The sequence below is a fragment of the Bradyrhizobium sp. 27S5 genome (genome assembly GCF_037217225.1).
GTDB classification, from domain to species: domain Bacteria; phylum Pseudomonadota; class Alphaproteobacteria; order Rhizobiales; family Xanthobacteraceae; genus Bradyrhizobium; species Bradyrhizobium septentrionale.
Map to the genome: position 1 here is coordinate 113,851 of NZ_CP147714.1, position 24,119 is coordinate 137,969.

Here is a 24,119-nt window from a genome sequence, read left to right on the forward strand (position 1 = left end):
GACATCTCTGTCACGAGGCCAAACTTCCGAAAGTGACCCAAGTGGGACATGCGCGGTTCAAGATTGTTGCGGCGCAAATTGACCTTTGAACCCTATTTCTATCGCCGCAATTTCCTGATGTGATCTTCAGTATTGCGAGCCAATTTCCTGTGATCCCTGCTCAGGGGCACCGTGTCGATCACCATCATCTCGTGACTAAAACTATAGAACAGGAAGGACATCACATGCCTTCACGCCGTAGTTTTCTGACCGGCACCGTCGCGACCGGTGTCGCGCTGTCAATGCAGCACGCCGCGGCAACAGTCGCGCAGCAAAAACGAGTGATCGTCGATTCGCAGGTTCACCTGTGGCCGGCGAGCACCCCGGAAAGACCTTGGCTCCCCGGTGCCAAACCGCAGCTTCCGGAGCCCTTCACCATCGAGCGAATAATCCCGCTGATGGACGAGGCCGGCGTCGATCGCGTGGTCATCGTTCCGCCAGCGTCGCTCGAAGGCGAGCGCGTCGACTATGCCCAAGAGGCGGTCAAACGGTACCCGGGTCGCTTCGCCATCATGGCGCGTGTAGCCCTCGACAAGCCCGACCGCGCGGCACGGCTTGCGACTTGGCGCGACCAGCCCGGCGTACTGGGCGTGAGGTTGAATTTCGGCCCCGGCGAAGCGGCGTGGCTGACAGACGGAACCGCGGACTGGTTCTGGCCGGCGGCGGAGAAGGCCCGCCTGCCTGTGATGTTTCTCACGTCGGGCCAGACATCGCTGTTCGCCCGCATCGCCGAGCGACACCCGCAACTCACGCTCATCATCGACCACATGGGCGTCGGCGCGGGCCTGCGCCCTCGTCCTGATTCATCGGAATCCGTGAGAAACAACACGGTGCCTGAAGCTATTGCCCAGGCGGTCGCGCTCGCAAAATATGCGAATGTGTCGGTGAAGTTGTCGTCGGTACCGCTGATTTCGACTGAACCATATCCATTCCGTGACGTGACCCCGCATATCCACCGCCTATTCGACGCCTACGGCCCGGAGCGCTGCCACTGGGGAACCGACGTAACCAATTCATTCGCCCGGGCCACCTACCGGCAGCGCGTGACGCAATTCACAGAGGAGCTTCCGTTCCTCACCGAAAGCGACAAGGACTGGATCATGGGCCGCGCGATCCTAGCGCGGCTTCGCTGGACGTGAACCAAGCTTGCTGCGATGCATGAGTCCGCATCTGGCCCTTTTCGGACGTGCCGCACTGGCGATCGAAAGTCCGGTGTCGGGGGTGAAGCGGACTTCACGGTTGTGCGTTCCGACTTCCGAGTGTGACCCAAGGCGGTCATCGTTTTGAAGCTACCAGCAGGACCCGAACTGAAAGAGTCGTGCGTGGTTGGGAGGCCCCGACAGCCACGCACGAAATGGTCCGCGAGCTACTCGGCTGCATTGTCTGAAAGAACAGAGAAGTCCTTCGACTTCTGGCCATCCTCGACTTCCGCAAATCCCTCCGCAGCCATGCCGCGTTTGAGCAACTCCCGTATTGCCGCCGCCCTGCTCGGCATCCGCTTTGCAAAGCGCCACGTATCAACGATCCGGAGTTCCGCGTGCGTGAGCATAATTTGGAGCCGCTCGCCTCGACTGAGTTCACCCATCTGAGCCCTCCCGTGAAAACTCACTCCTAAAACGTAAGAAGCCAATAATTAGTTCCGTACGGTTTATACTCACTAGTCTCATCTTTGGTGTTAGGTAATTAGAACCACAAAGGCATCCAATGTGCATGTAACATATTGAACTTACTATCATTTTGTTGATTTTCCGGTCCTTCGAAGCGCAATCTGTCTGCTTGAAGGGAGCGAAAAATGTCAATTCAGATCGAATATGGAAGCGTAGGGGTGGCCGAGGCCGACCACCGGATCGCGAACAACTTGGCCAGCCTGAGCGGTGTTATTCGCGGCCAGCGCAAAGCTATTTCCAAAAGCGGCAGAACCTTTACGACCGAGCAGGTTTGCATGTTGCTCGACGACATTGACGCGCGCATTGAGGTCACGGCGAAACTCCACAAGTCGTTGGCGCAGGCCGTCAACGGCAATGGAGTAAACCTCGGCGATTTCCTGGAAGAAATTTCCGTGCTGATCAGCAGGCTCAGCCCGGACGGTAGGATGGACTTAACGGTCGATAATGCTTGCGACGGCTACATCGACCCGCGTCACGCACTTCACGCCGGACTCATTACCGCCGAGCTACTTACAAACGCTAGCAAGTATGCGCATCCGGCGGGCTTGGTCGTGAAGGTCAACATACGCTGCGAGGCGAATGACGATGGATCATTCATGGTGGAAGTGACGGACGACGGCGTCGGTTTCCCGGAAAATTTCGATCCTGCGTCGGTTGGGGGGCTTGGCTTCCAGCTCATGCGGGCTTTGGCAAATGGGCTGAATGCCGAACTTCAATTTGAACACGACAGCCTTGGTGTTCGCGCTCGCCTCATTAAACCAAAACATTTGGCGGCGTAAATTCGTAGGCACAGCACCAGGAGAAACTAGCATGGCGTCCATTCTGCCGTTTATCCGAAAGGCCGGAACCGTCTTTGATGATCGAGTTACCCAGATCATGGGCGAGGCATTCGACAGAGCCCGCAAAGTCCTTCACGATACCGGACAACCGCCAATCGTTTACGAAGTCATTGCCAAGCGCATCATTGATGCAGCCAGGAATGGGGAGCGCGACCCTGTCCGATTGCGCAATGCCGGACTATCGGCACTCGGTTGAATGACGACACAAAGAGACAAGCTAGCCCGCCCTAGTTGGCGCCGGTTGCGCTCCCACCTCCAACCGAAAGATGGAGCAACGCCATGCAGCGACGCCGTTTCAGTCAAACCCAATCCCTTGAGCGCGACTTGCCGAAGAGGCGAAGCGATTACGTGAGGCAGCCAAATTGCTCCCACCTGGCCCTGAGCGCGATGAAATGATCCGCAAAGCCAGACGGGCCGAAACCGGATCACACATGAGCGTATGGCTACGCTCGCCCGAACTGCAGCCGCCAAAGTGATAGCTAATCGGCCATGGACGCCTGAGGGCGAGGAGGAGCTGTTGGAGCTTCACGCTTCTGGCCGTTGCGGTTGGTAGGGAAAAGGCTCGGCAGACCGAACCCGCAGTTGGCCGCGCCGGGGTGCTGAAAGCGAAACAGGCCAAAGCCAAGAAAGAGTAAGCGCGCCTCAGTTGGCGGCCTCTATTATTTCAAGTGTCACCTGTTGGCCCTTCTCGGAAGTGCCGCGCTGGCTATCGAAGTCCGGTGACGGGGTTTAAGCGGACGTCACGGTTGCGCCCTCCGACTTCCGAGTTTGACCCAGGCCGTGTGAAAAGGCTCTGTTTGGTGTGATTCGCGCAATAGCGAGGGCAGTTCCACCGCCGGCTGCGGTAATTAGTGCGTGCTCCCAGCTGTGCATATTCGCACCCTTGCGGCTGAAGATGGAGCAGCAAGGCTGGGCCTACCTGAGGTCAGCCCGACAGTTTGCAGCGGTTACACCGCGGTTGCAGTTTCTCCAATTCGGCGCGCTTCCATACCCTCCGCTTCGATATGCGCGAGTGCACTCGGTACTGTGCGGGTCGATCAAGCTCGGATGCGTCGGCTAACGTATTTTGACGCATGGGCGTGCACAGTGGGTCACACCTGGGACACCACGAATTCGCGCTTCGTAATGACGGGGTCGGGGGTTCGAGTCCCTCTTGCGGCACCACTCCTCAACAACATCTTCCGCCTTGATCTCGATCCGCGGCCGAGCTTCGCCCGCCTAGATCCGCACCCCGCACAATCCGCTCATGACCGCAACCGCGACTAGCCCGCCCGCTGCAAGCCCGGCTGCCCAGATTCGGTTGGCGACGGTGGTGGCGATGCCATGTGCGATCAGGACGCCGCGCAATCCTGATGTGAGATGCGCGAGGACGAAGAAGACGCCGAGCGCGTAGTGCGGCACCAGGCGAATGCTCCAGGCGTCGTGGATCAGGCCGGTCGGTGCGCCGGATGCCCAGGCCCAATTGGTGTCGATGTGGTGCACGGCCCGCGCCGAGACGAAGGCGGAATTCAGATGGGTGATGATGAACGCCGCGAGATAAACCCCGGAGCCGATCTGGAACACGCGGTAGGCATCCGCCGGCTGCGAGCTCCAGCGCCAGGCGAGCCGCACGCCGACGGCGACCTGGAACAGCATCAAGCCGACGAGGACGGGCTCGACCACGGACGATCGGTAGACCACGCGCCCCATCTTCATCACGGCGGCATGGACCTCGGGTCCGAGCAGGCCGAGCAAATGATTGGTGAGGTGAAACGCGACGTAGAGCAGAATGACCGCTGCGGCGACGCCATGCGTGACGCGCCATTTGGCGATGGATGGCGCAATCGCGGCCGACTTCGCCGGGCGTTCTTGCTCGCCGGCGAGCAGCACATAGAGACAAGCCGCCGACCAGCCCGCGACCCAGACGAGCTCGTCGCTGACATGGATGTGCAGCAGTCCAAGACCGACGCCGGTCAGCACGAACAAGGGCGGCGCGGCGATGCAGATATAGGCGAGCCGCCGGGCGCGCAGCTCGAAGGACGAAGGCGCTGCCGTCGTCATCCGATAGGCGCAGGCAAGACCGAGCAAGGGTGCTGCCGTCGCAGCCAGCAGGCAAAGCGCCGCCAGAACCAGTCGCTCAAACGACATCGGACCATCAGCGGGGGAGACCGCGAGATGAAATCCATCGAGCAGGAACGGATAGGCGATCGCGCCGGCCGCCGGGATCATCGAACGGAGCTTTTCGGCGGCCGTATTCGCCAAGCCATCGTCGCCGGGCCTTACGCGACCTTGTTCAAATGAACTCACTGAGTTCTCCAGAGTTCAGGCTTCGTGCGAAGGAGAGGGCCAAACCGACGAATCTATTCCCGGGTCATCGTCGGAGGCGTGGCATAGAAGCTGGTGCAGTAGACGCTGGCGTGCACGGGCAAACGGCGTTGCGCCGAGACCGTGTCTCAAGGCGCATAACCGTACCGTGATACGAGCCCACCGATAGGACCAAGTTCCAACAATCCGACTGGACCATGCCAACCCGTTGGCAGCGACTGTCCTGCCGGCGTGATGCACCTCGCAAGATCCTGGGCCCGACGTGGCTGGTCTCCCGGCAAGGGCTTGATCTCATTCGGACCGGGAGGGGAAGACACCTCAGATCATTCTTTCGCGCTGACAAGCGATTCAATGCGCCGCGATTGCACGATGGCGTCTCCGAGATCCACGAACGCTTCAAGATCTTGAGGTGCCGCCGCCAGCCCCATCCCGTCGGCATCACCGGAACGGGGAGCCCATATCGCGCGGCTCTCCAGAAGATAGACGCCGTAAACCGCTTCGATCCCGGTGTAGGCGTTGGTCCTCAGTTCTTCCTGGATCGAGTAGGCCGCCAGCGCGGCGTTGGTGACGACAGACGTCTCAATCAGGGCTTTTCGATATCCAGGGCGGTGCACGACGGCCGGCCCGAACGCGGCGACCAGCTTTCTCTCGGAAGCCTGAACCACGACCAACGCACCGTCGAGAATGCTGCGGAGCGAACGCTTGGTCGCGAGCGGCAAGTATTCACGCGGATTCAGGAATACATCGACGGCTGTCGTGAGCGCGCCGCATCCGCTGTGGCCGAGGACGACGATGAGTTTGAGGCTGCCGCCAAGGTTCTCGACTGCGTATTTGAGGCTTCCAAGCACCTCTATTCCGAGGCCGTTGCCCGCGACGCGGACCACGAAGAGATCATTGGGCCCTTCATTGAAAATGAGTTCAACGGGGACACGGGCGTCGGAGCAGCCGAGCACGGCTGCGAACGGTCTTTGCTTCGGTACGGCGCTGTCAGCCAGCACCCCCAGGTCACGCAGATCGACCGGGATGATCTGCTGTACCCCGCCCGCTTCCTCATCGTGGTCAAGGAGTGTGGCGAAGCTTTTGTTGCCCTGCTCTAGACGGAGCAAAGCCGCTTTACTGTCGGGCGGGGTCGGCCTGATCGAGCCATCGTCGCTGCTATAGCGATAGGTGATATCGAAGGTCTTCATGATAGCCGCGCTGGGCTGGGAATATTCAGGCAAGCAAATGCGATTTGGACAACGAACGGAACCTGCAATCCTATTGAGCGATCCATTGGAAAGCCGCCGTTGATCCAGATCAAGACTGCTGCAAGGCGGGGACGGCGGATGTTACCCCGTCCATGACGTCGCCGAGGTGGTGGCGTTGCTGCGGCGCGCGATTTCGGAATATTGGAAGAATGCCCCTTATTTGCCCGACGGGTCAAGTTGCCTTGTCGAGCGCCGGCACCCGCCAGCTACTTTGCATGGGGTTGTTTTCGATATTTTGGTGGGAGCCGCAGCCACCGGGCGTGATGGTGCCACTCTCGAAGGCGCATAAGCGTTCAACGTCGTCCGGCCGTGGCGGACCAGCAGAAGGTGGCTGCGATCAGAAAGCGAAAGCGCCCCTGGATCGGATCCAGGGGCGCTTTGCGTTGAGAGTGCGTCCGCTACGTTACTCGGCGACCGTCTGCACGACGTTGCCGATTGGCCGGCCCGTTGCGATCGGCTTCTCGGTCTTCGCCATCATCGCGTCGTATTCGGGCAGCGTCTCGAGCTGGGTCTTGGCTTTCATCCAGACCACCTTGTAGCCGCCTGCCTTCAGCTTGCGCAGCAGCGTCGGCAGTGCCTGCGCGGTGTGCTTCTGCAGGTCGTGCATCAGGATGATGCCCTTGTGCTCCTTGTCGAGCTTGGTCATCACGTTGTTGATGACCTCGTCGGAGCTCTTGGACTTGAAGTCGTTGGAGTCGACGTCGACAGAGAACATCGCGATGTTGCGCGTGCCGAGATAGGCTGTCGTCGCCGGCGTATGCGCGAGCGCCGGGAAGCGGAAGAACGGGGCGGGGTTGGCGCCCAGCGCCAGCTTCACCGCGCTAAAGCCCTTCTCGATCTCGTCCTTGGCCTGCTGCTCGGTGAGCTTCTTGCTCGCCAGATGCGCATGCGACCAAGTGTGCGCGCCAATGGTGTGACCGGCGGCGGCGACCTGGCGAAGGATATCAGGGTGATAGGTGGTGTGCAGGCCGATCGGGAAGAACACCGCCTTGGTGCATTCATCCGCCAGCGCCTTGAGCACGGCGGGCGTGGTCGGCCACGGACCGTCGTCGAAGGTCAGCACGACCTCCTTGTCGGTCAGGAAGTCATACTGCTTGTACTGCAGGAAGCCGAAGCCCGGGCCGCCATTGGTGTCGACCACGACGGTGCGGCTGATGCCGAGCGCATCGGGGTTGGCGCATTTGGGCGCGGCCGCGACGGGAGCCGGCATCGGCGCCGGCGCGGGGGCCGCGGCCGGGACTGCCGCCTGGGTGGCGTCAGCGCGCTTCGACAGCGCCGCGGTCGTCTCGACATCGTCCCTGGCGGCCTGTTTCGCCGCCGCCGGAAGCGGCTCGGCCTTGGCAGCGGCCGTGGTTTGCGGAGGAGCCGCGTCGGCACGCGGGGAGGAGGTCCAGAACCACACACCGGCGATCACGATCGCCGCTACAACACTGGCCAGCATCAGGCCCAACGCACTACGCATCGCTAACACTCTCTCGGAACTCGGGATACGCCACAGCCGTAACGAGCGATTAATGCCAACAAGGTCTTAACGCGATCCCAACACGGCGCCGGAACGGCAAGAAAAAGCGGGCCTTACCCAGCCGCCGCTCAGCTGGGAGCGATTCTTGACCATGCAGGCGCTGATCCTGGGAATGTTCGGGATCTCGGCTGGATCGCGATCTCGCCGCGCAGCGCAGGGCCGCCGCCGAGTGATTGGCGCCGCATCGCAGCGAGCAGGCCTGCGGCGACGAGACGCAGGCCGTCTCCCAGCCGCTGCCTCCGGCGGAACCGGCGCGCTCCGCCGTTTCAAGCTTCTCCGCGGCACTGAAACGCTATAGACCAGCGTCGCATTCGCTGGAGCCTTTGTCCGTTCCGATGGAATCGGAACGGGGCTCCAGATTCTTGTATTGACGCGTTTTCTTTACGCGAACCGGTACCCGCTTCGCTCGAAAACGCTTTTGTAGAGGCTTTGAGAGATGACCCGATTTCTGTTCGCCGTCGTTCCGCTGGTTCTGTTGACGTCGGCAGCCTCGGCACAGCAGCAGCAGGGGCGTGATGCCTGCTCACGCGATGCGTCGCGGTTCTGCCGCGCCCATCTCAGCGAGGGCGATCAGGTCGTGCTGGCCTGCCTCAAGGAGCATCGCAGCCGCCTGAGCAAGGCCTGCCAGCAGACGCTCGCCGATAACGGGCAATAAATGATCTCGTTGTCATTCCGGGGCATCGCGGAGCGATGAACCCGGAATCTCGAGATTCCGGGTTCGATGCTTCGCATCGCCCCGGAATGACAATCTAGACCTACGTGCTACTTCCCGCCGCGGTCGCGACCACCGGGATCACTTCCTTGGCGGCGCGGTCCGGGGTCTCGTCCTTCCAGCGCACCGAGCCGAACGGTCGCTCCAGCATCCGGCGCACGCGGACCGGCTCGGCGCCGATGTGGAAGTCGGCCGCCTTCTGATGCAATTCGCGTTCGATCTGGGTGGCGCGGTTGCGCTGGCGCAGGAAATCGAGCCAGGTCGGGCAATGATAGCGCTCGGTCCACAATTCGGGATCGGCGATGTCGCGCGCGATCGACCAGCCATAGGCGCCGTTGCGCTGGCGGCTGAGCTGCACATCCTGCATCACATTGTGGAAGGCGCGGGCATTCTCCTGCGCCACCCGGTATTCGATCTCGACCACCAGCGGACCGCTGCGCCCGGTGAGTTGCAGCCGCACCTCGGGATCGGCCAGTGTGTCCGTCGCATCCTCGTTGCGCGCGCCAATCGGCGGCATCCGCAGCCAGATGCCGACCAGCGGCGACAGCAGCATCAATCCGGCTGAGATCAGTAGCGCCATCTCGACGCCGCCCGCGTCGGTGATGCGGCCCCAGCCCCAGCTTCCGATTGCAATGCCGCCGGCGATCGCGGCCTGAAAGGCGGCGAGCGAACGGCCGGCGACCCAGCGTGGCGCCGAAAGCTGCACGCCGATATTGAACAGCGCGATTGCAAGCATCCATGCCGCGCCGGCAACCACAAGTGCCGCGGCGGTGATCACCGGCTCCTTGCTTACGGCAACGATTGCGATCGCAGCGCCCATCAACAGCGCGCAGGTTCGCACCGCAGCCTCGCCGCTGAGCCGGCTGCGGATCTCGCTGATGTTGAGCGCGCCGATCACGGCGCCCATGCCGAACGCGCCGAGCATGATGCCGTAGGTCTGCGCGCCGCCATGCAGCAGGTCGCGCGCCACCAGCGGCATCAGCGCCGAGACCGAGCCGCCGATGATGCCCGTCACCATGGTGCGGGTCAGCACGATCCTGATCGACGGCGAATTGGTGATGTAGCGCACGCCGGAGACGATCGCGCGGTTCAGCCGTTCGCGCGGCAGTCGCGACGGCTCGCTGACGCGATTCCACATGAACAGCACGACGAGCAGCGGCAGATACAGCACGGCATTGGCCGCGAAGGCCGCCACGGCGCCTGCGGAGGCCACCACGATGCCGCCGATTGCGGGACCGAAGCTGCGTGCGATGTTGTAGCTGATGCCGTTCAGCGCAACCGCGGCGGGCAGCGTCTCCGACGGCACCTGCTCGCTGACCGAGGATTGCCAGGCCGGGCCGAACAGCGCCATGCCGCTGCCGACCACGAAGCACAGCGCGAGCAGGATGTTCGGCGTCACCAGGTTCAACCAGGCCAGCACCGTCAGCGTGGTGGCGCCGGCCAGCGCGATCGCCAGCGACACCAGCGCGACGATGCGGCGGTCATGCATGTCGGCGATGGCGCCGGCCGGCATCGAGATCAGCATCACCGGCAGCATCAGCGCGGTCTGCACCAGCGCGACCTTGTCGGCCTCCGAGCTCATCTGCGTCATCGCCCAGGCGGCGCCGACGCCCTGGATCAGGATGCCGAGATTGGAGAGCAGGCTGGCCAGCCAGATTCGCCTGAAGATTGAATGCCGCAACGGTGCAGTGATACTGTCGGGACGCTTCCGCGCTTCGGTCATATCCGGTTCCGCTTGGCCTGCTATAGCTTGTTGAATGATTCCGGCAGCATCAACTGATGCCCGCGAAACGCGTGTCCTGTCCAGCAATTACGCTATCCTTGGCGGGCGTAGGGCACAGCTAAAGCCCTGAAAGGCTTGGGGAAGGGGAATCAATGGCGCTGTCGCGGCGGAGAATTCTGCAAGGGGCCGGCGCGCTGTCCCTGCTGGCGGGCCGGCTCGCCGCCCCGGCCCTGGCTCAGCCGGCGCCGGCCGGCGACATCCCGCCGATCCTGTTCGTGCACGGCAATGGCGATCACGCGCCGCTCTGGATGACGACGCTCTGGCGGATGGAGACGAACGGCGTGCCGCGCGAGCGCCTGGTCGCGCTCAATTTCACCGACCCGCTGGCGCGCACCGACGACAAGGTCGAGCAGGCCAACCGCTCCTCGACCGAGGACCAGCGCCGCGAACTCGCCGAGGCGGTCGGGGAGCTGAAGCAGAACAGTGGCGCTGCGCGCATCGCGCTGGTCGGGAATTCCCGCGGCGGCAATGCGATCCGCAATTACATCAAGAACGGTGGTGGCGGCGATGTCAGCCATGCGGTGCTGTGCGGCACGCCCAATCACGGTTTGTATGCATGGGACGACGGACTCGGCAACGAATTCAATGGACGCGGTCCGTTCCTGCGCGGGCTGAACGACGGCGACAGCGAGGTGACGGCGGGCACCGCGTTCCTGACCTTGCGCAGCGACGGTTTTGACAAATATGCCCAGGCCGACGGCCGCTTCGTCGGCAAGCCGGGCACGCCGACCAACGTCACGGCGGAAGGCCCGGCGCTGAAGGGCGCGACCAATCTGGTGCTCGGCGCGGTGGATCATCGCGAGACCGGATTTCATCCGCGCGCGTTCCGCGAGATCTACCGGTTCATCGCGGGGCACGAGCCGTCGCGGATCGAGATCGTGCCGGAAACGGCGGTAAGGCTGAGCGGCCTTGTCACCGGCACGCCCGGCGGCGTGCAGACCAACCGGCCGGTGCCGGGCGCCACGGTCGACATCTATCACGTGTCGGCGGAGACCGGCGAACGCAGGGGCGGTCCGCTGCACAGCTCGCAGACCGGCGCCGACGGCCGCTGGGGTCCGGCGCAGGTCGATCCGTCCTGGCCGCTCGAATTCCTGCTGACCTCGCCCGATGCGGTGACGACGCACATCTATCGCTCGCCGTTTCCGCGCTCCTCCGAGATCGTGCATCTGCGCGCGGCGCGGCCGCAGCTCGCCGCAGATGCCGGCGCAGGCGCCATCGTGCTGATGTCGCGGCCGCGCGGCTATTTCGGGCTACCGCGCGATATCGTGCTGTTCGACGGCAAGGAGCCGGCCGACGTCAAACCCGGCGTGCCGACGGATTCGGTGGCGACGCTGCGGCTTGCCGCGGCCGATATCGGCCGTCCGGTGGTTGCGATCTTCAACCAGGAGCGCATCGTGATGCGGACCTGGCCGGCGTCGGAGAATCGCATTGCGGTCGCCGAGCTGACTTATTAGGTCTGGTGAAGGTCCGCGCGCCTTCATGGCGCCGGGATCGCGTGGCCGGATCGGCCGTTGCGTGAGGCAGGAAGCGAGGACCATGAGCATAGCCGAAGTCTACGACATCACGGTCACGCGGCGGCCCCTGGTCCCGCCGGCGCCGCCGCGCGCGCGCGACGATATGACCGCGCTCCAGCGGATGCGGGTGATGCGCAACTCGCCGATCGAGACCTGGGGGCAGCGCGCCTATGAGGACGATATCGTCCAGGGCCGTTTTCTCCGCCACTCGAGCTTCATTCTCAACACGCCGGATGCGATCCGCCACGTGCTGGTCGACAATTACGAAAACTATACCCGCACGCCGGCAGGGCTGCGCGTACTACGTCCGATGCTGGGCGAGGGGCTGCTGATCGCCGAGGGCCGGGCGTGGAAGCATCAGCGCCGCACGCTGGCGCCGGCATTCACGCCGCGCGCGGTGACGACGCTCATTCCCTACATGATCGCGGCAGTCGACGAGACCGTTGCCAAGCTGAATGCGGCGAGCGGCGGTCCCGTCGATCTGCGCGAGGCGATGCAGCGCATGACGCTGGAGATCGCCGGCCGCACCATGTTCTCGTTCGGCATGGATCGCCATGGTGCCGCTCTGCGCGACTTCGTGATGGAGTATGGCGACACGCTGGCGCGGCCGCATATGCTCGACCTGGTGTTGCCCCTGAGCTGGCCGACCCCGCAGGATTTCCGGCGCGCCCGTTTCCGCAAGCGCTGGACTGCTTTTGTCGGCATGCTGATGGCCGAGCGCCGCGCCGCCGGCAAGGATGACAACGCGCCAGGCCGCGACCTGTTCGACCTGATGGGTGCCGCGCGCGATCCCGAGACCGGCCAGGCCTTCACCGACGCCCAGCTCGGCGACCAGGTCGCCACCATGATCCTGGCCGGCCACGAGACGACCGCGACCGCGCTGTTCTGGGCGCTCTATCTGCTGGCGCTCGATCCCGAGACCCAGGAGCAACTGGCAGCAGAAGTCAGGAGTGCGACGACGTCGGGCGCGTTCGACATCGAGCGGCTGAAATTCACCCGCGCCGTGGTCGACGAAACCATGCGGCTCTATCCGCCCGCGTTTTTGATCGCGCGCGCGGCAGGCGGTCCCGACACCATCGCGGGCCGTTCGGTCAGGAAGCATGACGTGATCCTGATTGCGCCGTGGCTGTTGCACCGGCATGAAAAATTGTGGCGCGAGCCGAATGCGTTCGTGCCGCAGCGCTTCATGACGGAGACGCCGCCCGATCGCTTCGCCTATCTGCCGTTCGGGGTCGGCGCGCGGGTCTGCATCGGCGCGCATTTCGCGCTGGTCGAGGCGACGCTCGCGCTTGCGAAGCTTATCGGCGCGTTCCACGTCGCGCTGGCCGACAAGGATCCGGTGCTTCCGATCGGCGTGGTGACGACGCAGCCGAACCGCTCCCCGGTGTTCACGATCAAGCCGCGCTGATCTTGCGCGGCGGTGTCCCAATGCTGACCTAGGTGCTCACCATGAGCGATACGCAGGCCCATTTCGCAGTCCTCAGGCAGACGACCGATCCGGCCGTCGTCGATGCCATGCAGCAGCTGATCACCGACGGTCATGATCGCGAGCTCAACCGCATCAACGTTCTGGATTTCTCGAATCGCACCGGCCTCGATCAGGAGAAGGTGATCTCCGGCTTCCTGCATGCGTCGCGGCTCGGCCTGTTCGACATGAGCTGGAACGTGCTGTGCCCGGGCTGCGGCGGCGTGCTCGATGCGCATTCGACGCTGAAGTCGCTGCGCCATGACGACTATAATTGCGCGCTCTGCGCGGCCGGCTACGAGGCGTCCGTCGACGAGCTGGTCGAGGTTGCCTTCACCGTCAGCCCGCGGGTCCGGCACATCGCTGCGCACGAGCCGAACACGCTGCCGATCTGGGAATATTTCCGGCAGATATTCTGGAGTTCGGGGATCGAGTTCGACGAGAGCTCGGTGTCGACCCTGATCAACGAGGTGACGCTGGAGGGGCTCGAATTGCCGCCCGGCGAGAAGGCGATCCTGTCGCTCAATCTGCCCAATCAATTCGTCATTGTGTTCGAGCCGGTGACGCATTCTGCGCACTTCTTTGCCGTCGAGGGCGAGCCCACCACCGAGCGGCAGCAGTTCTCGATCGCATTCAACAAGTCGCATGCGCCGACCGGCACCTCGACGATGCGGCCGGGGCCGCTGCGGCTCTCGCTCGAGAATCACGCCGACGTTCGCGTGCTGCCCTCGGTGTGGATCGCGGGCGATCCGCTGCACAAATTGCTCGGCAAGCGCAAGCCGATCCTGACCGCGAAGCGGATGCTGTCGAACCAGACCTTCCGCGACGTGTTCAAGGCCGACAACCTCACCGTCGACCAGCGGCTGAAGATCACCGCGCTGACCTTCCTGTTCACCGATCTGAAGGGCTCGACCGCGCTCTATGAGCGGGTCGGCGATCTCGCCGCATTCGATCTGGTGCGTGCGCATTTCCACGCGCTGCTCGAGATCATCGCCTCCGAGCACGGCGCTGTCGTGAAGACCATCGGCGACGCCGTGATGGCGACCTTCATCCGGCCCGAGCACGCATTGTCGGCAGGCCTGCGCATGCGCGCCGCGATGAAGAAGCTCAACACCGAGCGCGGCAAGGAAGATCTGATCGTCAAGATCGGCATCCATGAGGGACCGTGCCTCGCGGTGACGCTGAACGAGCGGCAGGATTATTTCGGCCAGACCGTGAATATCGCCGCGCGGGTGCAGAGCCTGTCGACGTCGCAGGAAATCCATCTGACCCAGCCGGTGATGGAATCGGCGGAGGTCGCGGGCATTCTCGATCGCGAGGCGATCAAGCCGATCCAGAAGGAAGCGGCGTTGCGCGGCATTGCCGACAAGCTCGTGGTGTACGAGATACCGTAGTCATATCGCTGAAACGTAATGCTTGCCGAAACGTAATGCCGCCGCGGGAACCCGCGCCGATTGCGCCGGTTCTGTTTCCACGCCATATAGATTTCAACAGGGCATGATCCGGATAGATCATGCTCAAATCAACCAGGCTTCATTCCACAGAGAGAGCGATGCTCGACGGACTCCGCCAATTCATTGCCGAAATCGTTTCCCCCGATGCACAGGCCGACCGCAGCTTCGACGACGGCGACTATCGGCTGGCGGCGACCGCGCTGCTGGTGCATGTCGTTTCGCTCGACGGCGAACCGACGGTGGCCGAAAAGCGCAAATTGCACAGCCTGATCGAGAGCCGGTTTCAGCTCGATCCCGGCACCGCCGACAAGCTGATCGCCTCCGCCATGCGGGTCGAGGGCGAAGCCGTGGATCTCTATCACTTTACCAGCGTGATCATGCGCTCGGTGAATGAGGAAGGACGGCTGCGCATCGTCGAGATGATGTGGGAGCTGGTCTATGCCGACGGCCAGGTCAGCGAGTTCGAGGACAATGTGGTCTGGCGCGCCGCCGATCTGCTCGGCATTTCCTCGCGCGACCGCATCGACCTCAAGCATCGGGTCGCCGAGAAGCAGGCGGCGCTGCCAAAAGGCCCCTGGGGCACCGCGGACGCGGCAATCTGACACGATGGCCGGCGCAAGCGGAGGCCCGTTTCCGGCGTCGCGGATGACGAAACTTTAATGTCCGCCGCGATTGCGGGCAATCCGACTGAAAATCTGGCGTTTCATCGCCAAACCAGCGCCTAGCCGCTGTCCACAAGCTTACACACGGCTTGCGTCCCACCGCATGCCTATGCTCTCGTCGACCTGTTGGGGACCTCACTAGAATTTGCAGTAAGAGTTTGATCGTGGCTGAGCGTGTGACGCTGATAACCGGGGCATCGGCGGGCATAGGCACCGAACTGGCGCGCGTGTTTGCATCAAATGGTCACCGCGTGGCGCTGGTGGCGCGGCGCGCCGATCGCCTGAAGGCGCTCGCCGACGAACTCGGGGCTAAGGGCGGCACGGCGCCGATCGTGATCCCCTGTGATCTCCAGCAAACCGATGCCGGCGATCGGATCGCGCAGGCCCTGACCGAGGCAGGCGTCGAGGTCGAATATCTGGTCAATAATGCCGGTTTCGGCCTGTTCGGCCTTGCCGTCGAGCGCGACCGTGCCGAACAGCTCAACATAATCAACGTCAACATCCGGGCGCTGACCGACCTGACGCTGCGCTTTGCGGACCAGCTGATCCGCAATCGCGGCGGCATCCTCAATCTCGGCTCGATCGCCGGATTCCTGCCGGGCCCCGGAATGGCGGTTTACTACGCCAGCAAGGCCTATGTGCTGTCGTTTTCCGAGGCGTTGCGCTGTGAACTGGCGCCGAAGGGCGTGCGCGTCACCGTGGTTTGCCCGGGTCCGGTGCCGTCCGAGTTCCAGGACCGCGCCGGCTTTGCCCCCGGATTCGATTCTGCCATCCTCAACGTTGCGCCCGCGGAGGTCGCCCGCCAGGCCTATCGCGGCCTGATGGCCAACAAGCGCGCCGTGCTGCCCGGCGCCTTCATCAAGCTGGTGCCGTTCCTGCTCCGGCTGTTTCCGCGCTCCTTCATCCTGACTGCGGTCGGCGGTTTTCAGCTGCGCAAGCGGTAGAGCTTCCAAAACACACCCAGTATCGCCGTTAGGCTGTTTCTGGCCCGCGATTTGCTTCGTGCCGTGTGTGCGCAAACTCACACGATGTTAACGACCACTTAGCTATGATCGCGTCTTACGTGCCGAATCTTCAAGCAGAGGCCAAATCTTCAAGCAGAGGCAATGTCGTTCCGGTCTGACCAAAGCCGTGTCGTGGTGCCCTTCGCGAGCCGAAGGCCGGCCGCGGTCATGCCCAAGGATCAGATTTCGGATCAGACGTCGTTACGGCCCGTGCTGATCGTGCTGCATCAGGAGACATCGACTCCGGGCCGGATCGGCAACGCGCTCCGCGCTCTGGGCTACCCCCTCGATATCCGCCGTCCGCGCTTCGGCGACGCGCTGCCCGACACGCTCGAGGCGCATGCCGGCGCGGTGATCTTCGGTGGCCCGATGAGCGCCAACGATCCCGACGATTATGTGCGGCGCGAGATCGACTGGATCGCCGTTCCGCTGCGGGAGCAGCGCCCGTTCCTCGGGATCTGCCTCGGCGCGCAGATGCTGGCGCGGCAGCTCGGCGCCGACGTCGCGCCGCATCCGCAAGGCCGGGTCGAGGTCGGCTATTACCCGATCAGCCCGACGGACGCGGGCCGTGCATTGTGCCCGGACTGGCCGGCGCGCGTCTATCACTGGCATGGCGAAGGATTTCGATTGCCCGACGGCGCGGAGCTGCTCGCCGCGGGCGATGATTTCCCGGTGCAGGCGTTCCAGATCGGCAATGCCGTCGGCCTGCAATTCCATCCTGATGTGACCTACGCGATGATGCATCGCTGGACCACACGCGGTTGCGCGCGGATGGATTCGCCGGGCGCTCAACCGGGCCATCTGCACTTCACTGAGCGCGCCGTGCACGATGCAGCCGAGCGCGCCTGGCTGAAGCATTTCATCGATGGCTGGATTGCGCGCACACCGCAGCCGGTGATGCTGCAGGCCGCGGAATAGCCGCCGCGCGGAATTTCGCGCCGCCCTTTCATTTGCGCCGATGTGCTAGTCTCGCCGCGGCTTTAGCGCGCGGCCGCATGGTCGCGCGAGCTCATCAGTGCAAGGCAAACATAACAACAAGCAAAGGGAGATCACCGTGAGCTATGAACACATCCTCTACGACGTCAGCGACAGGATCGCGACCATCACGCTGAACCGGCCCGACCGCATGAATGCGTGGACGGCGATCATGGAGCGCGACGTGCGCCACGCGATGGAGGCTGCCGCCAATGACGACAATGTTCGCGTTATCGTGCTGACCGGCGCGGGCCGCGGCTTCTGCGCCGGCGCCGACATGGAAGCGTTGAAGGGGATCGATCCCAACGAGGTCAGGCGCGGTGAGGGCGTTGCGTTCGACATGAACCGGCGCGCCGACTGGCAGACGCGCTACGCCTATTACCCCGCCATCCAGAAGCCCGTGATCGCGATGCTCAACGGTGCCACGGCCGGCATCGGCCTGGTCCACGCGCTCTATTGCGATTTGCGCTTCGCCGCCGACAGCGCGGTGTTCACCACGGCCTTTGCGCGGCGCGGGTTGATCGCCGAGCACGGCATCAGCTGGATGCTGCCGCGCATCGTCGGCCACGCCAACGCGCTCGATCTGTTGATGTCGGCGCGGCGCGTGTCGGCCGAGGAGGCGCTGCGCATCGGCCTCGTCAACCGGCTCTCTTCGCCGGAGAAGCTGCGCGAGGAAACCTATGCCTATGCCCGCGACCTGGCCGATTTCGTCTCGCCGAGCGCGATCGCGGTGATCAAGCGCCAGGTCTATGACGTGCCGTTCCAGACACTCGCCGAAGCCACCATCGACGCCAACCGCGAGATGCAGATCGCGCTCAAGGGCAATGATTTCAGGGAAGGCGTCGCGAGCTTTGTGGAGAAGCGGCCGCCGAGGTTTACCGGGACGTGAGGGGGAGGGTTGGGCTTGCTGAACCGGTCCGTCTTCGCCCTTTGGGCTTCGCCGGACACCACGCTTCGCCCTTCAGGCTCCTGCGCGGCTGCGCCACGCGTAGCCCGAAGGGCGAAGCGTGGTGGAGCCAGGCGGGATCGAACCGCCGACCTCGTCATTGCGAACGACGCGCTCTCCCAGCTGAGCTATGGCCCCATTGCGGCCGGGTGTTGCTGAGTATCCCGGCCGTCAGTCGGGCGCCATTTACAGTCCCGCCCAAGGCCAAGTCAAGAACGCTGAGACAGCGGTTTTCGGCCTTTCCCGCCGGGAACTTCCCTTGTTTGCGGGGGGATGAACCGATATTTAGAGCGTGATCCGGACCCGGCGGGCCGCGCCAGCGCAAAGTGTGCGGCGGTTCTCCGAAAAGATCCTGGTCAAACAAGAAGCGCGATGGCGGCTCAGTCCGGTCTCGTTGCGCCTCAATTGGTCGTCCCACCCGCGAGCCCCCATCATATGCGCGCTGTTCTCGACATCGTCATCATCATCCTCGACCTCTATGTCTGGCTGCTGATCGCCTCCGCCATCCTGTCCTGGCTGGTCGCCTTCAACGTCGTCAACACGCGCAACCAGTTCGTCTCCGCGGTGGCCGAGTTCCTGTACCGCATCACCGAACCGGTGCTGCGGCCGATTCGCAACGTGATGCCGAATCTCGGCGGGCTCGATATCTCGCCGATCATCGTGATCCTGATCATCATGTTCATCCAGCGGGTGATCGCCTATTACATCTATCCCAACGTGATCTGATCCTTCGCGATGGAGCCTCGCTGATGGAGCCTTGGCGCTATTCCACCGAGGGCATCAGCATCGCCTTGCGCGTGACGCCGCGCGGCGGCCGCGACGACATCGACGGGATCGAGACGCTGGCCAACGGTCGCTCGGTGGTGAAGGTCAGGGTGCGCGCCATTGCCGAAGGCGGCGAGGCCAACCGCGCCGTGACCGTGCTGTTGGCCAAGGCGCTCGGCGTGCCCAAGGCCAGGGTGAAGCTGTTGTCCGGCGCCACCTCGCGGCTGAAGCAGGTCGCCGTCGACGGCGACCCGAAAGGGCTTGGCGAAACATTGCGGAAGTTGACGGCGGCCGGGCCGAACCAGGAGACGAAGGACTGACATGACTGCCCGCATCATCGACGGAAAAGCCATCGCCGCCGAGCTCCGCGCCCGCGTCGCCGACGAGGTCGCCCGCGTCAAGCGCGACCACGCGCTCACGCCGGGGCTTGCCGTCGTGCTGGTCGGCCATGATCCGGCGAGCGAGGTCTATGTCCGCAGCAAGCACACCCAGACCCAGGCCGCCGGCATGGCCTCGTTCGAGCACAAGCTGCCCGAGGACGTGTCGCAGGCGGATCTGCTGGCGCTGATCGCGCGGCTCAACCGCGATCCGCTGGTGCATGGCATCCTAGTGCAGCTGCCGCTGCCGAAATCGCTGCACACCGAGACCATCATCAACGCGATCGATCCGGCCAAGGACGTCGATGGCCTGCATCCGAACAATGCCGGCCGGCTCGCCGGGGGCCTGGCTGCGCTCTCGCCCTGCACGCCGCTCGGCTGCATCATCCTGACCAAGAGCGTGCACGCCTCGATCGAGGGCATGAACGCGATCGTGATCGGCCGCTCCAATCTGGTCGGCCGTCCCTTGGTGCAATTGCTGCTGAACGAGAATGCGACGGTGACGATCGCGCATTCGCGCTCGCGCGACCTGCCAAAGCTCTGCGCCCAGGCCGATCTGGTCTATGCGGCGGTCGGCAAGCCCGAGATGGTGCGGGGCGACTGGCTGAAGCCCGGCGCGACCGTGATCGATGTCGGCATCAACCGGATTCCGGTGCCCGGCGGCAAGCCGAAGCTGGTCGGCGACGTTGCATTCCAGGAAGCGCTCGGCGTCGCCGGTGCGATCACGCCGGTGCCGGGTGGCGTCGGGCAGATGACGGTGGCCTGCCTGCTGGTCAACACGCTGCGCGCCGCCTGCGCGATTGCCGGCCTGCCGGCGCCGGCGGTGTAGTTCTTACCTCGCCCCGCCTGCGGGGAGAGGTCGGATTGCATCGCCAGATGCAATCCGGGTGAGGGGGTACAGGTCTCTCGACATTCGCAACTCGCGGAGGGAAGCCCCTCACCCCAACCCTCTCCCCGCAAGAGCGGGGCGAGGGAGCCCAGGCAGTGTGCCGTTACTTCTTCTCGTTGGCGCGCTCGATGCCTTCGAGGATCAGCTTGCGGGCTTCGTCGGCGTCGCCCCAGCGCAGCACCTTCACCCACTTGCCCTTCTCGAGGTCCTTGTAGTGCTCGAAGAAGTGCTGGATCTGCTGCAGCGTGATGTCGGGCAGGTCGTTGTAGTTCTGCACCTTGTCGTAGCGCTGGGTCAGCTTCGATGACGGCACCGCGATGATCTTCTCGTCACCGCCGGCCTCGTCCTCCATCAGCAGCACGCCGACCACGCGGACGCTCATCACGGCACCCGGCACGATCGCGCGGGTGTTGACGATCAGCACGTCGCAGGGATCGCCGTCGCCCGATAGCGTGTGCGGGATGAAGCCGTAATTGCCGGGATAGCGCATCGGCGTGTAGAGGAAGCGGTCCACCACCAGCGTGCCGGCCTCCTTGTCCATTTCGTACTTGATGGGCTCGCCGCCGACAGCAACCTCGATGATGACGTTGACGTCGTGGGGCGGATTTTTTCCGATCGATATGGCGTCGATACGCATGGATTGCTCCGCGGGGCCTTTGGAAGTTGAGGACGGTGTGATTTTTATTGGCGCCGCCGGGCCGCGAAACAACCTCAGGCCCGGCCGTAAGGCCGGGCTGGCCGTCGCGTGCAACGCTCAGGCTGGTTTAGCCTTGCTGCAGCTGCGAGAGAAGCAGGATTTTCAGTTGGTCCAGGCGAAAGCGACCTTGTCGAGCGATTTTGGCCCGAACCGCTCCGAGGAGCGCGCCACCATCCGGCCGCCCAGCGCACGGTAAAATTCGGTCGCCGGCTCGTTGTCGGAGAGCGCCCAGATCACCATGCTCTTGAGGCCGCTCTGCAGGAGGTCGCGGCGGGCCGAGGCGAACAGGCGCCGGCCGAAGCCGAGGCCCTGGAATTCCGGCCGCAGATAGAGCTCGTAGATCTCGCCTTCGAAGTGCAGGCTGCGGGCGCGGTTGCGGCCGTAATTGGCGTAGCCCGCGATCCTGTCGCCGAACACCAGCACGCTGACGCGGCTGCCCTTGCGGATCGCGCTGTCCCACCACTGCGGGCCACGGCGATTGATCAGCTTTTCGAGTTCGGCGCCGGGGATGATTCCCTGATACGCCGAGCGCCAGGCTTCGTCATGGGTAGACGCCACCGAGGCTGCGTCTGCAGCTTTGGCCGGCCGGACCTCGATTAGCGTTGTGCTCATGGACGTAATCAAAGCAAGTCGGAGGGCTGCCTTCAAGGTCCATCGTTAATTATCGGTTAACGTGTGGATTTTTTGCATCAGTGTCATGAATACTTGTACCGAAAGAGGACACTCGCCGGGCTCAAGCGACCAATTGCCGATCCGGTGCTGTGCAAAAGCGTGGATAGCCAGCGCTCTATGACAATGCCGCAGGTCAGAAAAAACCCACCCGGATTTGATTCGCTGGCGGGATTCCGCAAGCGAATCCAAGCGTGCCGCGGGTGCATCGATCCTTCCGCGCCTGCGCCGTCACAGTGGATTTTTGCGCCCGTCCGGCCTATGGCAGCGGCGGTATCTGTGCGCGCCGAAACCGGCCTGATCACGAGCGGACTGCGATGACGCTCTACTTCCTGATCAAATATCTGCATGTGCTCGGCGCCATCGTGATCCTCGGCACCGGGACCGGGATCGCCTTCTTCATGCTGATGGCGCATCGCACGCATGATGCGGCTTTCATCGCACGAACGGCGTCGATCGTCGTGATCGCAGACATGATCTTCACGCTGAGCGCCGTGCTGCTGCAGCCGGTGAGCGGCGGACTGCTGATGATGCTGTCGGCAACGAGCCTTACCGAGCGCTGGCTATTGGTTTCGCTCGCATTCTACGCGCTGGCCGGTGCGTTCTGGGTTCCCGTCATCTTCATGCAGAGGGAGATGCGCGACCTCGCGCAAGCGGCGGCCGACAAGGGCCACCCGCTGCCGCCGCGCTACTTTGCGCTGTTTCGCCGCTGGTTCCTGTTCGGGATTCCCGGCTTCGAATCGGTGATGATCATCCTCTGGCTGATGATTGCAAAGCCATTTTAGGACTCCCATGAGTGACGGCGCATCACACAACATCCTCGTGCTCGGCGCGTCCGGCCTGATCGGGCGCTACGTCACCGACGATCTGCGGGCGCGCGGCTTTCACCTGATCGGGATCGCGCGTCACTTCACGCCTGCACAAAAGATGAGCGCGGCGGACCTCGAACTGCCTGTCATGTCGATGGATGCTGCGGCGCTGACGCAGCTGCTTCGCACCCATGAGGCCGACGTCGTCGTCAACTGCCTCGGCGTGCTGCAGGACGGTCCGGGCAGCGACACCCGCGCGGTGCATCGCGACTTCGTGGCGCGGCTGCTGCAGGCGATCAGCGACAGCCACCGCGCCATCCGTCTCGTCCATATCTCGATTCCCGGCGCGGCCAATGAGGACCGCACCGCCTTCAGCTCCACCAAGCGCGAGGCCGAACGGCTGATCGCGGCGTCCGGCATCGCCAACGCGATCCTGCGTCCCGGCTTCGTCATCGCGCCTTCGGCCTATGGCGGCAGCGCCATGCTGCGCGCGCTGGCGGCGCTGCCGGTCGATCTGCCGGCCGATGAGGCGGCGACGCCGTTCCAGCCCGTCGCAGTCGAGGATATCGCCGCGACCATCGCCTGGCTTGCGGCCCGCGATGTCGGCGATGAACGGGTGCGCGCGGTGACGTGGGACCTGATGCAGCAGCAGCCGGTCTCGCTCGGCGGCGTCATCGCCCAGTTTCGCTGGTCGTTCGGCACGGCGAAAGATTTCCGTGTTCCGACGCCGTCGTTCCTGATCGACCTCGGCGCGCGCCTCGGTGATCTCTCGAGCCGCCTCGGCTGGATGCCGCCGCTGCGCTCCAATGCGATCGCCGAATTGCGCCGTGGCGTCACCGGTGATCCCGCGGCCTGGATGGCAGCGACCGGCATCGTGCCGAAGACCACCGCGCAAGCGGTCGGCAGCCGTCCCGCGACCATTCAGGACAAGTGGTTCGCGCGGCTGTTCCTGATCAAGGCGCTGATCTTCGCAAGCCTCGTGCTGTTCTGGGTGGCGTCCGGCTTCATCGCCCTGGTGATCTCCTATGACGCCGCCGCGGGCATCTTGCGCGCACACCATTTCCCGCCCGCCTTGGTCGGGCCGGTGACCGTGCTGACCAGCCTGATGGACATGAGCATCGGCGTGGTGATCGCGATCCGCCGCACCGCGGCGTTCGGTCTTGTTGCCGGCATCGTCGCCTCGCTCGGCTACATGACGGGATCGGCGATCCTGACCCCCGATCTCTGGATCGAGCCGCTCGGCGCGCTGGTGAAGACCGGGCCTGCGATCGTGCTGATGCTGGTCGCGCTCTTGATCCTGGATAACCGATAGCGTTTTCGAGCGAAGTGGGAACCGGTTCGCGTGAAGAAAATGCGTCGAAGGAAATCAAGATGAGTAGTTGGCCCGACGACGACGTGATCCTCTACGACGGCGTCTGCGTCTTCTGCTCGCGCTGGGTCCGCTTCGTCATCGCCCGCGACACCGCGCGCCGCTTCCGCTTCACGCCGATCCAGTCGGACTATGGCACGCGACTGGCAAAGACCTTTGGTATCGACCCCGATGATCCCGACACCAACGCCGTGGTCCATGGCGGCGTCGCCTGGATGAAGTCGGACGCCGCGCTGACGGTGCTGAGCCATCTCCCCGGCTGGGCATGGACCCGCGCGCTGTTCGCGGTCCCAAAGCCGCTGCGCGACGCGGTCTACAGCCTCATCGCCCGCAACCGCTACAAGATCTTCGGGAAGTACGAGACGTGCTTTGTGCCGGATGCTGATATGCAGGCGAGGGTGCTGGAGTAGA

Annotated in this window: 24 protein-coding genes and 1 tRNA gene; 17 read left to right on the top strand and 8 right to left on the bottom strand. The window is 63.9% G+C overall.

Features of this window, described 5'->3' with window-relative positions:
* Positions 1 to 224 precede the first annotated feature (224 nt).
* Positions 225 to 1,178: an amidohydrolase family protein gene (locus tag WDM24_RS00550; protein WP_338830048.1), complete on the top strand. Its 954-nt coding sequence runs from the start codon at positions 225 to 227 to the stop codon at positions 1,176 to 1,178.
* Between the two features lie 227 nt (positions 1,179 to 1,405).
* Here WDM24_RS00550 and WDM24_RS00555 read toward each other — a convergent pair whose 3' ends face one another.
* Positions 1,406 to 1,624 carry a hypothetical protein gene (locus tag WDM24_RS00555; RefSeq protein WP_029085134.1) on the bottom strand — a complete coding sequence of 73 codons (219 nt, stop codon included), beginning with the start codon at positions 1,622 to 1,624 and terminating at the stop codon, positions 1,406 to 1,408.
* A 207-nt stretch (positions 1,625 to 1,831) separates the two neighbouring features.
* On the opposite strand from WDM24_RS00555, the gene WDM24_RS00560 reads away from it, so the two are divergent.
* Complete coding sequence (locus WDM24_RS00560; RefSeq protein ID WP_338830049.1) at positions 1,832 to 2,485, top strand: sensor histidine kinase; 654 nt, start codon at positions 1,832 to 1,834, stop codon at positions 2,483 to 2,485.
* Between the two features lie 31 nt (positions 2,486 to 2,516).
* Positions 2,517 to 2,741: a hypothetical protein gene (locus WDM24_RS00565; protein ID WP_338830050.1), complete on the top strand. Its 225-nt coding sequence runs from the start codon at positions 2,517 to 2,519 to the stop codon at positions 2,739 to 2,741.
* Between the two features lie 1,022 nt (positions 2,742 to 3,763).
* On the opposite strand, the gene WDM24_RS00570 is transcribed toward WDM24_RS00565, so the two are convergent.
* From WDM24_RS00570 to WDM24_RS00580, 3 genes are all read right to left on the bottom strand, one after another.
* Positions 3,764 to 4,786, bottom strand: a complete 1,023-nt coding sequence (locus tag WDM24_RS00570) for a hypothetical protein (RefSeq protein WP_338830051.1) — start codon at positions 4,784 to 4,786, stop codon at positions 3,764 to 3,766.
* A gap of 386 nt (positions 4,787 to 5,172) precedes the next feature.
* Positions 5,173 to 6,036, bottom strand: coding sequence for a carbonic anhydrase (locus WDM24_RS00575; protein ID WP_338830052.1), 864 nt, complete (start codon positions 6,034 to 6,036; stop codon positions 5,173 to 5,175).
* Between the two features lie 463 nt (positions 6,037 to 6,499).
* A complete protein-coding gene (locus WDM24_RS00580) occupies positions 6,500 to 7,558 on the bottom strand; it encodes a polysaccharide deacetylase family protein (RefSeq protein ID WP_338830053.1) in 1,059 nt (352 codons plus the stop codon).
* Between the two features lie 496 nt (positions 7,559 to 8,054).
* Between WDM24_RS00580 and WDM24_RS00585 the strand changes: the two genes are divergently transcribed.
* Positions 8,055 to 8,273, top strand: a complete 219-nt coding sequence (locus WDM24_RS00585; protein WP_338830054.1) for a cysteine rich repeat-containing protein — start codon at positions 8,055 to 8,057, stop codon at positions 8,271 to 8,273.
* Positions 8,274 to 8,373: 100 nt separating this feature from the next.
* Here WDM24_RS00585 and WDM24_RS00590 read toward each other — a convergent pair whose 3' ends face one another.
* Complete coding sequence (locus tag WDM24_RS00590; RefSeq protein WP_338830055.1) at positions 8,374 to 10,053, bottom strand: MFS transporter; 1,680 nt, start codon at positions 10,051 to 10,053, stop codon at positions 8,374 to 8,376.
* A gap of 152 nt (positions 10,054 to 10,205) precedes the next feature.
* Here WDM24_RS00590 and WDM24_RS00595 point away from each other — a divergent pair, with 152 nt between their 5' ends.
* The 7 genes from WDM24_RS00595 (at position 10,206) to WDM24_RS00625 (ending at position 18,076) form a co-directional block, all read left to right on the top strand.
* Positions 10,206 to 11,567, top strand: coding sequence for a hydrolase (locus tag WDM24_RS00595; RefSeq protein WP_338830056.1), 1,362 nt, complete (start codon positions 10,206 to 10,208; stop codon positions 11,565 to 11,567).
* 82 nt (positions 11,568 to 11,649) lie between these two features.
* The gene (locus WDM24_RS00600; protein WP_338830057.1) at positions 11,650 to 13,035 is read left to right on the top strand and encodes a cytochrome P450; all 1,386 of its coding nucleotides are present in this window, start codon (positions 11,650 to 11,652) and stop codon (positions 13,033 to 13,035) included.
* A gap of 41 nt (positions 13,036 to 13,076) precedes the next feature.
* Positions 13,077 to 14,486 carry an adenylate/guanylate cyclase domain-containing protein gene (locus WDM24_RS00605; RefSeq protein ID WP_338830058.1) on the top strand — a complete coding sequence of 470 codons (1,410 nt, stop codon included), beginning with the start codon at positions 13,077 to 13,079 and terminating at the stop codon, positions 14,484 to 14,486.
* A 158-nt stretch (positions 14,487 to 14,644) separates the two neighbouring features.
* The gene (locus WDM24_RS00610) at positions 14,645 to 15,148 is read left to right on the top strand and encodes a TerB family tellurite resistance protein (protein ID WP_166300432.1); all 504 of its coding nucleotides are present in this window, start codon (positions 14,645 to 14,647) and stop codon (positions 15,146 to 15,148) included.
* Positions 15,149 to 15,372: 224 nt separating this feature from the next.
* A complete protein-coding gene (locus WDM24_RS00615; RefSeq protein ID WP_166300433.1) occupies positions 15,373 to 16,152 on the top strand; it encodes an SDR family NAD(P)-dependent oxidoreductase in 780 nt (259 codons plus the stop codon).
* 162 nt (positions 16,153 to 16,314) lie between these two features.
* Positions 16,315 to 17,130, top strand: coding sequence for a glutamine amidotransferase (locus tag WDM24_RS00620; RefSeq protein WP_338830060.1), 816 nt, complete (start codon positions 16,315 to 16,317; stop codon positions 17,128 to 17,130).
* A gap of 136 nt (positions 17,131 to 17,266) precedes the next feature.
* Positions 17,267 to 18,076 carry an enoyl-CoA hydratase gene (locus WDM24_RS00625; RefSeq protein ID WP_338830061.1) on the top strand — a complete coding sequence of 270 codons (810 nt, stop codon included), beginning with the start codon at positions 17,267 to 17,269 and terminating at the stop codon, positions 18,074 to 18,076.
* A 119-nt stretch (positions 18,077 to 18,195) separates the two neighbouring features.
* On the opposite strand, the gene WDM24_RS00630 is transcribed toward WDM24_RS00625, so the two are convergent.
* Positions 18,196 to 18,271 (bottom strand) — tRNA-Ala (locus WDM24_RS00630).
* 297 nt (positions 18,272 to 18,568) lie between these two features.
* Here WDM24_RS00630 and WDM24_RS00635 point away from each other — a divergent pair.
* From WDM24_RS00635 to folD, 3 genes are read left to right on the top strand one after another with little or no spacing between them, the layout of a single operon-like run.
* A complete protein-coding gene (locus WDM24_RS00635; RefSeq protein ID WP_016847252.1) occupies positions 18,569 to 18,859 on the top strand; it encodes a YggT family protein in 291 nt (96 codons plus the stop codon).
* Positions 18,860 to 18,882: 23 nt separating this feature from the next.
* Positions 18,883 to 19,218: a DUF167 domain-containing protein gene (locus tag WDM24_RS00640; protein WP_338830063.1), complete on the top strand. Its 336-nt coding sequence runs from the start codon at positions 18,883 to 18,885 to the stop codon at positions 19,216 to 19,218.
* Position 19,219: 1 nt separating this feature from the next.
* Positions 19,220 to 20,104 (top strand): bifunctional methylenetetrahydrofolate dehydrogenase/methenyltetrahydrofolate cyclohydrolase FolD, encoded by an 885-nt coding sequence (folD, locus tag WDM24_RS00645; protein ID WP_166300439.1) that lies wholly within the window; start codon positions 19,220 to 19,222, stop codon positions 20,102 to 20,104.
* A 163-nt stretch (positions 20,105 to 20,267) separates the two neighbouring features.
* On the opposite strand, the gene ppa is transcribed toward folD, so the two are convergent.
* Together ppa and WDM24_RS00655 are read right to left on the bottom strand one after the other, a co-directional pair.
* Positions 20,268 to 20,801 carry an inorganic diphosphatase gene (gene ppa / locus WDM24_RS00650; RefSeq protein ID WP_029081215.1) on the bottom strand — a complete coding sequence of 178 codons (534 nt, stop codon included), beginning with the start codon at positions 20,799 to 20,801 and terminating at the stop codon, positions 20,268 to 20,270.
* Positions 20,802 to 20,963: 162 nt separating this feature from the next.
* Positions 20,964 to 21,473, bottom strand: coding sequence for a GNAT family N-acetyltransferase (locus WDM24_RS00655; RefSeq protein WP_029081216.1), 510 nt, complete (start codon positions 21,471 to 21,473; stop codon positions 20,964 to 20,966).
* A gap of 374 nt (positions 21,474 to 21,847) precedes the next feature.
* Between WDM24_RS00655 and WDM24_RS00660 the strand changes: the two genes are divergently transcribed.
* Genes WDM24_RS00660 through WDM24_RS00670 form a run of 3 tightly spaced genes read left to right on the top strand, consistent with a single transcriptional unit; the run spans position 21,848 to position 24,118 of the window.
* Entirely contained in the window at positions 21,848 to 22,315 is a 468-nt protein-coding gene (locus tag WDM24_RS00660; protein ID WP_338830064.1) for a DUF2269 domain-containing protein, read from the top strand.
* Positions 22,316 to 22,322: 7 nt separating this feature from the next.
* Entirely contained in the window at positions 22,323 to 23,651 is a 1,329-nt protein-coding gene (locus tag WDM24_RS00665; RefSeq protein WP_338830065.1) for an SDR family oxidoreductase, read from the top strand.
* A gap of 59 nt (positions 23,652 to 23,710) precedes the next feature.
* Entirely contained in the window at positions 23,711 to 24,118 is a 408-nt protein-coding gene (locus WDM24_RS00670; protein WP_338693785.1) for a thiol-disulfide oxidoreductase DCC family protein, read from the top strand.
* The last annotated feature ends 1 nt before the right edge of the window (position 24,119 follow it).